Consider the following 13221-nt stretch of genomic DNA (forward strand, 5'->3'; position numbering starts at 1 on the left):
CTCTATACTTGGCTTGGAGGTGCACATGAGCCTCGAACCACTAGTTCTGCGGGAATTAGCGTCCGCTTGGCCAGACGTTTCCCCGATTTGATCTGCTCCAGCAGCAGCAGGATAGACTCCTGCCCCAACTGATCGGCATGAATGCGAATACCGGTTAAGGGTGGTGTGAACTCCTGGGTCACCGGGCTGTCATAGGCGAAGGACAATACCGACAATTGCTCAGGAATGCGCAAACCCAGTTCTTCCGCTGCCTGGTATGCTCCAAGTGCCATGGAATCCGTATCTGCCAGAATTGCCGTGGTCTCGGGGTTAGCACGCAACTCAGTCAATACCGCCTCATAGCCAAAGGCAACTGCGGAGGCAATCGAGTCCGGCTTATGCATAATTCTCTCCGGAGCAGGAAGCAGACCTGCCTGTTCATAGGCATGCAAGAATCCTTGCTTGCGGTCAACAGCCACGGTTCGGTTGGCCGGCGCATTCAGAAACAAAATATGTCGATGGCCCATAGAGAGCAAATGCTGTGTCGCCATCATCCCGATGCCAACATTATCGTTGTCCACATAGCAGACCCTTGATTGATCTTCATCCGATGGCCGCCCAATGACGACAATCGGTACATCCCGTTGCAAGCAATCTTCAATTCGTGAATCCCCGATGACCGAGTCAAGAATAATCTCACCGTCAACCGGATCGGAGGCCATGTACTCTACTTGATTCAAAAAGGCTGGAGATAAGGAATTAATGAGTAGCCTGTATCCCTTCTCATAACAAATGGGCAATATCCCGCTTAATAACGAATACTGAAATTGATTAATCCTTGCCTTCTGCTCACCGCGCATATTTAAGCCGATGATGCGAGTTGTTTTGTTCACTAGGCTACGGGCCCAATAGTTTGGGCGGTAATTCAGTTCCTTCGCTACCTTCATTACATGCTCTGTGACTTCTTTGCTGATCGGGCGCTTCTTGCTGAACACACTGGACACCGTGCTTTTGGACACGCCCGCTGCCTTTGCCACATCATCAATGGTTGCCAATACCGATCGTTCCTCTCTTTTGCGTACTAGTACAATCAATACATTAAACCGGTTTTGTAAAAATCATTTCCATTTCCGTTCTTATTTTTGTAAAATCGCAAATTTTACTAGAATACTTAGCTTAAAACGTTAAAAAAAGAAGATTTTGATTGATATTTTCACGAAACCGGTTTTATAATTGGCATAAAAAAACAACCGCTGGATAAATTTCATCCAGCGGCTGTTGCTTTGATTTTAGTAGGTGTATCCTTTGAACAAACGATAAATGACTACCGCCGCCTCGGCTCGAGTCGTAGGCAATCCTGCCTCAAAGCGTTGGCCCGTCTTGCCCTTCATCAGACCCGCTTGTGTGACCTCCGCTACGGCTCCCGTGGCCCAGGCCGGGATCTGCTCCCGGTCTGCAAATTCGAGTGATATTGGAGTGGCTGCTGAACTCTGTCCCAAGGCAGCTAACGCCTTGGACAGGATAACGGCAATTTCAGCCCGGGTAATCGAGCGATCCGGGGCGAATACTCCCCCTTCATAGCCACTGATGATTCCCTTGGCAACGGCTATATTCACCGCTTCCTCATACCAGATACCGTGCCCGACATCACTGAACTGTCCACCAGCAGTTGACTTCTCATCCGCCGTCAGTTCTAGCGCCCGCACAAGCAAAGCAACAAATTCGGCGCGCGTAACCTCACCGGATGGATTATACAGACCCGCTGCGGTACCGGTGACAATGTCCTTGGCGGCCAGAATTTCGATCTCATTAATCGCCCAAGGATAGCTTGCCTCCGTCACATCGGCGAACGAAATCTGCTTGGCCAGGTAGATATACTGGCTGAATCCATGAAGCTTAGCCACAACGTTGCCGTCTTTAATCCGGCCCGTATGCGGAGTCAGCTTGCCATCCTCCCCAAGCTTGAATAGCCCGATTTTCTCCCCTTCAAGCTCACTTGCCTTCAAGGCAGAAAGGGGAATGACCGTCTCCGCTGGCTCGCGGAAGGTAACATTGGACAACGGCTTCTCATCTTTATCGAGAATGGCGAAATCATAATAAACACCATAGGATGTTATTTTATCGCCATCAAGTCCCAACTCGCCCAGTAATTCCTTCGTTTCTGTCTCAGTGGCTGCCTTGGCGGAGGCGAATGCTGCTCCCGGCACATCCACTGCATCGGCCGGAATCGTCAGCGTCAAGCCGCCGGGAAGCTTCAACGTCGTTGCTTCTCCTGCTTGAATGGGTGACTTAACGATATTGCTGTCTGTTTTAGGAGGGGATGTGGTGCCGCTACTGCTCTTTGATCCTCCTCCGCTAGAGCCACCACCATTGCTGGGCGGTGTTGTGACATTAGAAACCGTAACATTCACTTGCTCGCTTAATTCTCTGTAAGTCACATCGATGACTGTAGTTCCTGCCTTCAGCCCCGTCACGCGGCCTGCGGATACAGCAACAATCTGTGGATTCTGGACGGTATACTCCGCCTCTGCTGTTACATCCACGCCCGTCTCATCGGAGCCACTTGACTTATAAGTGACACTTAACGAACCACTCTCCCCCTTCTTCAAGGATAACGAGGATGTAGATATGAGCAGCTCATCATTCGGCTGGGCAGGCCCCTCAGTTACGGTTAGGGAGGCCCCACGGTTCAGTGTAACTTGCACCTCTTGACCGTCCTGACTATAGAGCTTCACATCAGTCAAGGTAAAATCAAATTGCCCCACAGGCGCTCCGGCAAATTGGAAGCTTGCCAAGGTGCCCGTTCCCAAATAACCTTCTACTCCGTTCAGGCTTACTGCCAGCTCATGCCGCGTTACCGCAGCATCAACCTCATATACCCCCTCCGTCACGGTAAGTGGAACCCCAGGATTATGATCTTCCTGGTGTTCAACCAGCTCCGTACCAGGCAATACATTCGCTTCGCCAAGCTCGCTGCTGTAGAGCAGATTTAGCTCAGCAGCATACACAGCCTCGGTTACCGAGAAGCGCACATCCAGCGAGAACGGTGTATTCGCCTCAATTTCTGAAGCCTGAAGCACTGGAGATACCACTCCGTTTAATTCATGTTCTACGATATTAAGCGGAACAAGTATTCCGTTGCCAGCAAGGTCATAGACATATACCTCGTATACATTGTGGCCTGGCGCCACCGGAACCTCAATCTGGAATTGTCCGCTATCATCGATTACACCATCACTCTGCTGCAACTCCCCATTTCCGTCAGAATACAGGGCAGCTACTCCAATGACATCGCCAATTGACAAGCCTGCGAGGGTGACGAGATAATCAATCAACAGATCCTGTGTCACCTCTCCGGATATCGTGCCGGTCAGACCAGATTCATTCAAGCTAAAGGCTGGATCGTTGAGATGTGCCTGCGGAGCCTCTGTATCCAGGAAGAATACATACGCCTGATCTTCTATAGGCAAGGAATCAAAGAAGGAGGGTCCAACGTAAGGAACCAGCAGATAGGCATCATCAGATAAGACCGCTTCACTTAAGCCATCAAAAGCGGAGCCATCCCAGCCCCGGATAATATAGTTGCCCGGTTCGATGCCCTGATCGCTCTCCAGTACAGTTCCCAACCATTCTCCATCCAGGCCATGTACATCCAGGGAGAAATAATCGGTATATTCCTGAATTGTGAACGTAATATCTGCCGTATCAAAAACCCCGTCTCCATTTGGCGAGAACGGATTGTCAGACAAAGCTACGTTCGTGACGATATCAACCTGAGGCGCTTCGCCTACGTATACCGATAGCGGCAGATTGATGGTATGACCTGTAGATGCTTCTGTCAGGGTGACTTCACCTTCGTACCGCTGGCTAACCGCATCTGCCGGTACATCCACCGTAATCATCAAGTTGCCCGCGCCACCTGCCGGTACATTCACCTGATTGGTGGACAATGTCAGTTCAATGGGTGACTGACCATACCACTGTGAAGCTACCGAATATTGGGAGGCAGCTCCCGCAATATCCTTTACAATGACCGGCTGTGATGCCGTCTGTCCGTAACCTACGTAACCAAACGACAAGCTACCGCTATAGAACGTTTCCGGCTCATTACCAGCCACGAATGGAGTTGTATCCTCCACCAGGGCAATGGCCTTGGCCTCAAGCACCTGATCCAGAGCAACCCGCCCGGCTCCCTGGTCCATATGTGTATAGCGATGGCCGTTACGATCCGTCAGCTTCACTGTGTTATTCATTAGCAGCGCTTTGATCTCATAGGTCGTAAGCGCTGGGAATTGCTGAGCCAGCAGAGCCGCAGCCCCCGCAATGTGCGGTGCAGCCATGCTGGTACCATTCTGAGCCACATACCAGTCCTCATATTCCGGCACACTGGAACGAATGCCAATACCCGGGGCCGAGATATCCGGCTTGATATCATACGCCGGCTTGGCAGGCCCTCTTGAACTGAATCCGGCCATAATATCCGCTTCCAGCGTCGTCGTAAATTCAGCCGCTTGTTCTTGCTGCTGCAACGCTGTCACAATCTGCTCACCGTAAGCTCCAGACAGAGCATACACCGGGATAGATATATTGATGTCCCCCAGCGTACCGCTCTCCAAGGCCTCTGGTGCATTATTGAATATAATGGCAGCCACAGCTCCAGAAGCTTGAGCATTTAGCGCCTTGTCGGCAAAGGAAATCTCCCCGCGCTTAATCAAGGCAATCTTCCCGGCCAGCTCCTTCCCATCGTAATTCTCTGGTTTGCCTAAGCCTACATCCACCAAGACGTAGGAGTCTGTTAAATCTTCAATGCCTGCGGATCTATCGAAGGTATCAAGGAAGAATTCCTGTCCCGCGATACCAGAAACCTGCATGATAGGCGTCGTTAACGGTGGCTTGGATGCTCCCACCGTGATAGCCAGCTCCGAGCTGCCCGGATCAGTTACCGTGGCGTCGCCAGGACCTGAGTTGCCAGCAGATACAACAGCAATGACTCCGGCCTTCATCGCATTATTCAATGCAATCGAGTCCGCAGATTGCTGATTATTGCTGGACGATCCCAGAGAGAGATTGATAACGTCCATGCCATCTACTACGGCCTTCTCAATCCCTGCGATCACATTTTCCGTGGTACCACTACCGTAAGGTCCCAGTACCTTGTAGGCGTATACGTCTGCCTCCGGGGCTACCCCCTTCACGCCTGCGGATTCGGAGACACCCACATCACGTCCGGCTACAATCCCCGATACGTGGCTGCCGTGCGAAGTATAATAAGGTCTGCCATTCTCGTTAAACTCGGGCAGACTTGGATTGAGTTCCTTGGCATCCAGATAATCCTGGCGTGTTGTTTCATAGGGGACTTGATCGTTATTAACAAAGTCATACCCCCAATAGCCTTCTGGAATAGCGTCAGCCAGGTCAGGATGATCCTTGGCTATCCCGGTATCAATCACACCCACCTTGATGCCTTGGCCCTTCACACCCTCGTCCCAGAATTCTCCGCTCCCGATGAAGGACACGCTATCCAGAGGATTCGCTGTAGCCGCTTCCTCTTCAGTGGCATGCACCGTCAGGTTAGGATATACTGCCTTCACGCCCGGAAGCTGAAGCAGGGCTTCTACCTGATTAGCCGGAAGCGTCAACGAGAAGCCGTTAAATACATTGGAGTATTCCCGGTTGATTCTGGCTTGCAGCTTGCCAGCGGCCTGTGTCTTGAAGGTCTTCTGCTGCAGGTCTACCGCCTGCTTATGTGTTGTCACCGACTTGCTGGTGTGCATTTGGCTACGCGTCGCCTCAAATACCTTCACCGGCTCCTCACGCAACTCAACAATTACCGTCGTCTGCTCGTCTCCGTCAGACAAAGGCACAAAGCTTTGCGGCCCTACGGCTACCGTGCCTTCTTCCTGCCGCTCAAGTACCAGCCCTCGCGACGAAGCGGGCGAGACCGCGCCTCCTTGCGAAGCACCTTGCTGCTGCTTGGACTGCACCGATGTATCCAGGTTGCTCTTCAATGCCTCTTGCGTCACGGCATGCGGGTCTAGCCCGAATTTGGCCTGCCTGCTCCCGCTTGCTTCCGTCAAGCCATTCCCCTCTGCGCCTACCATAGGCAGCAGCAGGGTAAATGTCAGCAGGAAGCTAAGAATACTAGCTACAACTCTCCTACTCAAATTCTCATCTCCCTCGCTTTACATAGTTTCCTAGAGGTATATACAAGTTGCTAACTTTATACCTATTGACGAGGGTTGCAATATATTCTCATTTTCCGAATTTAGCAGCAAGTAACGATTAGTTCCCTAGCCAGTCTATCGCGGGCGCACAAAAAAGAGAACGCACTATTTCATGCGCTCTCTTGTTCCGTAACGTTCATGAATTCAACTATTCCTAGTTAGCCCCAGTCGGCGTCCACCAGTTGCCCGATGCAACAATCATGCTAAGCAGACGAATCGAGTTGCCGTAATAATAATTCCATTCCAGGGCCGTTGGGTTGGAAGCATTCGTGTGATAATCCCACAGGTCGTTTAGCCATTGCTGATTGTTGCTGGAGATCATCGCGCTAACCATCAACGGGGCAGTAAAGTCCATCCCCCCATCCCAAGGACTTAGCTTCGTCTGTCCATCCAGGGAATACCCTGACCAAATCTCCCAAGGCTCGTTATGCTTGGTGGTAATGAATTGATTCAATAGGGTTAACTGTTGCTTCGCGCTATTGTTGCCGGTTACCAAGTAATCGGTCCCGATCCGCCAAGGGGTTCGGCAGGAATTGTAATTATAATCTCCGTCAAATTCGGACTCCAGAAAATATCCGTCAGAGGTATTCCAGGTAAACTCGGAGACAGGCTTATATTCCCCATTTGAGTCTCGATACACGAAATCCGGCAGCAGTCCGGTGGATGGGCTGTAGCTTGTATATACGTCCTCGATAATATCATAGGTCGTATTAATGACCTGCAACCATCGTGCATCACCTGTAGCCTGGTAGAATTCCTTCATATGTTGCAGCATAAAGTCAGAAGGACGTGTCGCGTTGCGGTAATCCGGATTGGTTCCCGAGATTTGCACCCAATCGCCAAGCTGTAAATGATAATACACCGGGTGAACCTCTTTATTCATAATGGCATTGATGACTTTAATAGCTTCCGCACGATAGTTAATTGTCCCATTGCTCCCCCACTGCTTGTCGGCTAATAGAAGGGAGTAGGCAATGTCCATATCACCGTCAATGGCAGAGTTTGTTCCATTAATATCAATAATGCTGCCGTTACGGTTGGCCTGCTGCCAAGCCATCAGATTGGGGTCCTGTGAGCTGGGATGCGCACGGAAATAACGATACATGCCGTCAAACAAAGTCTTCGCTTGTGAATCATGTCCTCCCATCAAAGCCGTAATCATCATCCCGTAGCCATGGGCTTCGGATACGGTAATTGCATCTCCATTCCAGCCCCCATCGTTGTACCATACATAATATTGGTTGCTGTTATACGGATTTTGTTTGATATATTTCTGCTTATATTCGTTATAGAGTAGCTTGACCTCAGCGTCCATTTGCGCCTGCGTAACATGATTTGGCTTAATCGTACCAGCCGTATACGTCACGTGCTGCGGAAAGGGGCGTAGCTCTGTGCTCATGATTGAATCCGCTGAACCGATGCCGGTAGATCCGGGAAACAAGCCGACCAACAATGTCACAAGCACGACCACCGTTACACCATAATGACGTCTCTTCCCCTGACGAAATCCCATAATGATCATCACTGCCTCTCTTATTGGATTATTGAACCTGATCTTGAATGTTTAAGCGCTTTAACTTTTTAGTCAAAAAATATCCTCCCCTCCCTCTGCATAAAAATATCATTTGCTCTATGAAGTTAATCTAGTTGAAATAAACCAATAATTACCTATAATCACTATAATTGTAGTAGCTTGGCAAAGGTTCTGTCAACGAAAATTAAAGCGCTTTAACTTCATTTCGGCTCAACACCGAAGTCAGTGCTTGACATGGGAGCAATGAGGCCCTCCGGGTTCGTAGGGTTCTTCCGATCGCTATTGTTCCTGGATTTCCTCATTCCATAAATTCCTATAAGGTAGAAATCCACTCGCAAAGGCGAACACTTCGTTTCTCCAGAATCCCTACGACCCTCCGTTCTATAGATATCTTTGGTCAAGCACTAATTCTTGAATTAAGCCGTAATTTCTTCATTTTTATCTACGAGCAGTTGTCTCACGAATAATTAGCTGCGGATCGATCTGTATCGTCACGCTTTCCTTACCGGGGTCTTTTATTGCGGCCAGCAACAAATCCACGCCAACTGTCGCAATTCTATCTGCTGGCTGTCGAATGGTGGTTAGCATCGGGCGAAATTCCGATGCCAGCACCTGATCGTCGAACCCGACGATGGATATATCCGCCGGGATGGAAATTCCTTCGTTCAAGCAAGCATCCATCACTCCGATAGCGATATAATCATCCGCAGCGAAGATGGCGGAAGGAAGCTTCCCTGCCTTGATCCAGTTCATGGCGATCTGATATCCCGCCGGAATCTCAAAGGCTCCCCGCTGCACTTGATATGGCTCCAATCCCGCATCGGCAAGCGCAGCCAGATAACCTCGCTCTCGCTCCCGGCTGCTTAAGAAATGTTCAGGACCCGCAATATGAGCAATCTCCGTATGCCCAAGATCGATCAGATGTCGGGTGGCCTCGTACCCCCCTTTGAAGTTATCGACGATGATGGAATTCACATTGTGATTATTATTGGAGTTGTCGATCATGACGAAGGGAATATTCTTTTTCGTCAAATCATGAATATACATTTCCTCATCTGTGGGGGATAGAGACAGCAGGATAACTCCATCTACCCGATCCTCTGCAAACAAGGGACGAGCGACTCTATCTGTATGGCTCCTGGACACCGACAGAGCTAAATAATAGCCTCGCTCTATCAGCCGTTCATTCATCTCATTCACAACCGCATCAAAGAAAGAATCATCTAACGTCGTAAGGGTCAGTCCAATAATCCCGGTTTTTCCTCGTGCCAAACTTCTGGCAGCCGCATTCGGATGGTAATCAAGCTCTCTCATGGCCTGGAGTACCTTCTCCTTGTTCTTTTGCCGAACAGAAGGGGAATTATTTAATACTCTGGACACGGTAACTACAGATAGGCCCGATTTTTGGGCTACATCAAAGATACTGACCTTCATCGTCTGGTCCCCCAAATCATCTATTTATGATTGGATTGAATAGATCGTTCTCCATAGTCGAGACGCTGACCTGTGGCTGGCTGCCGCGAATGAAATACTCATAGCGGCCAAAATGCCGCAGTGCCTTGTCATCCCGCTGCCATACCCACTCATCAATCTCCGACTGACATCGATGCGCACGGAATGCCGCCAGCTTGGCCGCCAAATGATCCTGCACATCCACCGCAACAATATCCTGAGCCGTATAGCCATACCTTTCCGGTTGCAGCATTCGGTCGCCGAAGGAGATAAAATACAATTCTCCTTGCCCTATCCGGTGGAAGGCTTTCGTGGTAACTTTCCCAATGGCGCAATGATCCGGATGCCCCCCTAAAGTCTCGTGAAAGGTCAGAACGACATCCGGCTTGAGCTTACGAATAAGTTGCTCAATTTGGCTGACCAGCCACTCCTCATCGATGAATTCAACGGTCTTGTCGCGAATATCCAGAAATTGCAGTTCACTAACGCCTAAATGATCGCAAGCCTGACGTAGTTCAATCTCTCTTGCTGCCGCAATCGTCTCACGATTCAGATAAGGGGGATTTCCCATGCGGCGCCCCATCTCTCCACGGGTCGCGCTAACCAGCGTAATCTCCACACCTGCGGCCGCATATTTAGCTAACGTGCCGCCGCAAATAAAGGTCTCATCATCAGGATGAGCAAATACAGCGAGCAAACGCCCGAGGCTATTTGTCTTGTTGTCCTTTTTCATTCCGGGAACGGCTCCTTTCCCAGATGCAAGGCCACATCCATGCGACCCTGGTCGTCAAAACCTTCTAGCAGAAGGCGCCCTTGCTCGTCCAACTCGGCATGGGTAAGCCCTTCAATCCGCAACCAGCCGTGACCGTCATAGCGCAGTGCTACCCGATAAGAATCATCTCCGGCAATGAAGGCATCCGTCAGGTTAACTTTGAAATTCCGTACAAACATATAAGAGGTAGCTTCGCTATGTACATAGACTTCCGCCCCTACAAACTGGCTTAGCATCTTCTCTACTTGCTTCTTCTCGATAGGCTTCATTCTTTTACGCAGTCCTTTACATTTACATTCTTGAAGTCCTGTGAACATCAGTAACTATATTATACGCTGATGGGGATACACAAGAGCAAGAAATCAATTTTGCACGCTGTCCAACTTGAAACCCGGTCGCCTTCTGTGTCACAATGAGGGGGTTAAGAATACTTACATATTTATTGCATAGGAATGCTTACGATTCTACTATTCCAGGAGGCCAATACAATGAGAACTATAAAACTTGGAGCCACTTCACTCGAAGTCCCGGTTGTTGCCGTCGGCTGTATGCGGATTAATTCGCTGAATCCGGCTGAGGCTGAGCGCTTCGTGCAAACTGCACTAGAGGAAGGCGCCAACTTCTTTGATCATGCAGACATCTATGGAGCAGGGGCATGCGAAGAAATATTTGCCGAGGCGATCCATATGAACGCCAGCATTCGCGAGAACATCATCCTGCAATCCAAATGCGGGATTCGCCAAGGCTCCTTCGATTTCTCCAAAGAGCATATTCTGAACTCGGTAGATAGCATCCTGCAACGCCTAAAAACGGAATACCTTGATGTGCTGCTGCTCCACCGCCCGGATGCCCTGGTGGAACCGGAAGAAGTAGCCGAGGCCTTTGATCAATTGCATCGCTCAGGGAAGGTACGTCATTTCGGGGTATCCAACCAGAACCCGATGCAGATTCAACTGCTTCAGAAGTACGTCAAACAACCCCTCGTCGCCAATCAATTACAGCTCAGCATTACGAACGCCAACATGATCTCCGCAGGAATCAACGTGAATATGGAGAATCATTCATCCGTGAACCGTGACGGCAGCGTATTAGACTTCTGTCGTTTGAACGATATTACGATTCAGCCGTGGTCCCCATTCCAATACGGGTTCTTCGAAGGTGTGTTCCTGGGCAGTGACAAATTCCCTGAATTGAATCAAGCCATTGACGGCATTGCAGCCAAGTATGGAGTATCAAATACGACGATTGCCGTTGCCTGGTTGCTACGTCATCCAGCCCAAATGCAACCTATTATCGGAACGATGAATATTGAACGGTTGAAGGACTGCATCAAAGCTGGCGACATTCGCTTGACCCGTGAAGAATGGTATGAAATCTACCGGGCAGCCGGTAATATCTTGCCGTAAATAGACACAAACGTTCCTCCAGGACTACCCGTTACGGGTTGCTTTGGAGGAACGTTTTTTTATATTGCGTAGTTGGGTCTCGCGTTAAAACTTAAATTGGCCGACCAGCCGGTTCAGATCATCCGCCACCGCTTTCATTCCTGCGGCTGAATGGGTCACCTGAGTCATCCCGGCCAATTGCTGTTCTGTAGAGGCGGATATTTCCTGGGTCGCGGCTGTCGATTCCTCCGCAATAGCAGAGATGTTTTCGATCGTGCCAACAACTTCATTTTTGTCGCCATCAACCTGAGATATCCCTCCGGTTACCCCTTGGATTTCTTCAATCATCTGGTGAACGGTAAGATCAATCTTCTTGAAGGCATGACCTGTCTCCCGTGAGACTTCGCTGGTTCGGGAGATGACCTCTGCCCCCTGCTGCATCAAGTCTCTTGTCTTGGCAACGGCTTCAGCCACCTCATGCACCATTTCCTCGATACCCTGCACAGAGCCTGTCGTCTGTTCGGATAACTTGCGAATCTGCTCGGCAACCACGGCAAATCCTCTTCCTTGCTCCCCTGCCCGCGCACTCTCAATCATGGCATTCAAAGCCAGCAGGTTCGTCTGCTCCGCAATCCCCTTAATAACCGTGGTTACCTCAGTAATCGCTTCTGATTTGGCGCTGAGATCATTGACTTGCCCTTCAATCCCCAACGTTACATCTGCATTATCACGAATGGCCTGCTGCAGCTCCTTCATACTACTCATGCTGATTTTATTGGCTTCCAGTGTCTCCTCCATACGTGCCTTCATCTGATCTGCACGCTCTGTCAACACATGGATTTCCGCAGCCAGCCGATTCAATCGTTCAAGGCCTTCCTGCGAGTTCGTGGCCAAATCCCCCGAACCGGCAGCCAGAGCATCGGTGGCCGAGGATATTTCCCTGGCTGCAGCCGCGCTCTCTTCAATCATGGTTGCAAGCTGCCCTGAACCCGAGGATACCTGTCCCGCGCTCAGTTGAATGTTCTCGACCATGCCCCCTAATGTTGTGCGCATATAAGCCAAGTCTTTGGCTATTTTACCGATTTCATCATGACTGTCATGTACAAATTCCGTGGAGAAATCTCCTGTGGAGTAGTCTTTGATGCGTGCTGACATCATGGAGAGCGGACGGACCATCTTACGGGCCATCAATAATCCCAAGCCAATAGCAAACAGCAGAATGACCAAAGAAATAATTACCGTTTCCAGCAGTGCTTCCCGAATTTCCGCATACATACTCTCCAGGGAAATGCCTACATTTAAGGCGCCGGATAATTCTTCGCTGTAAGCAAAATCTGTAGAGATGTTGTAGACCTTCTCTCCGCCAGCCGTCTCGAGAATACTACCCTGAATTTCTTGTCCCGTAATGACTGCGGATAAATCAGCTTCCGTACTGGCTGCCGAAGCCGAAGCGGTTGCATCCGTCTGCTCTCCTGTTCCCTGCTCCACCCGGCTGTCATTGGATACGATAAGTTGTCCACTGGCATCGGAAAGCGAGACGTAGACAATATTCCCGGCACTCTCTGTTTGAATGGCCTGGAAAATCTGCTGTAGCCCCTCCAGACCGAAAATCTCATTGCCAGCAATTTCCCGTTTGATGTTGGTGACCAAGGTTGTCCCGTCACTCTTCATCTGGCTGGTCATGGACCGCTGTACCTCGTAGTAGGACACCAGGGTAAAGGAAACGGCACATACCACCATCAGCAGCACAATCATCGCAAGTAGTTTGGCGGTCAATGATTTGAACCTGAACAGTTTGAAGGAACGCAACTGATTTTGATTAGACATGAACAAATTCCACCTTTGTGAATGGTTTTACATATTGTAAGATTTTAT

General features: G+C 49.8%; 8 protein-coding genes. 1 reads left to right on the forward strand and 7 read right to left on the reverse strand.

Annotated features, from left to right (window positions below; genetic code table 11):
• Positions 1-2 precede the first annotated feature (2 nt).
• The 6 genes from AC1VOR_RS15970 to AC1VOR_RS15995 all read right to left on the reverse strand — a co-directional run bounded on the left by AC1VOR_RS15970 (position 3) and on the right by AC1VOR_RS15995 (position 10230).
• Positions 3-1034: a LacI family DNA-binding transcriptional regulator gene (locus AC1VOR_RS15970; RefSeq protein WP_482619144.1), complete on the reverse strand. Its 1032-nt coding sequence runs from the start codon at positions 1032-1034 to the stop codon at positions 3-5.
• Positions 1035-1268: 234 nt separating this feature from the next.
• Positions 1269-6143, reverse strand: a complete 4875-nt coding sequence (locus AC1VOR_RS15975; protein ID WP_482619145.1) for a S8 family serine peptidase — start codon at positions 6141-6143, stop codon at positions 1269-1271.
• A 214-nt stretch (positions 6144-6357) separates the two neighbouring features.
• A complete protein-coding gene (locus AC1VOR_RS15980; protein ID WP_482619147.1) occupies positions 6358-7725 on the reverse strand; it encodes a family 8 glycosyl hydrolase in 1368 nt (455 codons plus the stop codon).
• Between the two features lie 450 nt (positions 7726-8175).
• Positions 8176-9171 carry a LacI family DNA-binding transcriptional regulator gene (locus tag AC1VOR_RS15985; protein ID WP_482619149.1) on the reverse strand — a complete coding sequence of 332 codons (996 nt, stop codon included), beginning with the start codon at positions 9169-9171 and terminating at the stop codon, positions 8176-8178.
• Between the two features lie 16 nt (positions 9172-9187).
• Positions 9188-9922 carry a PIG-L deacetylase family protein gene (locus tag AC1VOR_RS15990; protein WP_482619151.1) on the reverse strand — a complete coding sequence of 245 codons (735 nt, stop codon included), beginning with the start codon at positions 9920-9922 and terminating at the stop codon, positions 9188-9190.
• A complete protein-coding gene (locus tag AC1VOR_RS15995) occupies positions 9919-10230 on the reverse strand; it encodes a DUF1806 family protein (protein WP_482619153.1) in 312 nt (103 codons plus the stop codon). The genes AC1VOR_RS15990 and AC1VOR_RS15995 overlap by 4 nt, the downstream gene beginning before the upstream one ends.
• 219 nt (positions 10231-10449) lie before the next feature.
• Here AC1VOR_RS15995 and AC1VOR_RS16000 point away from each other — a divergent pair, with 219 nt between their 5' ends.
• On the forward strand, positions 10450-11367 hold the full coding sequence (locus tag AC1VOR_RS16000) for an aldo/keto reductase (RefSeq protein WP_482619155.1): 918 nt from the start codon (positions 10450-10452) through the stop codon (positions 11365-11367).
• A gap of 84 nt (positions 11368-11451) precedes the next feature.
• Here AC1VOR_RS16000 and AC1VOR_RS16005 read toward each other — a convergent pair whose 3' ends face one another.
• On the reverse strand, positions 11452-13173 hold the full coding sequence (locus AC1VOR_RS16005; protein ID WP_482619157.1) for a methyl-accepting chemotaxis protein: 1722 nt from the start codon (positions 13171-13173) through the stop codon (positions 11452-11454).
• Positions 13174-13221 lie beyond the last annotated feature (48 nt).

The sequence above is a fragment of the Paenibacillus sp. 1SOY10 genome, from assembly GCF_056836745.1.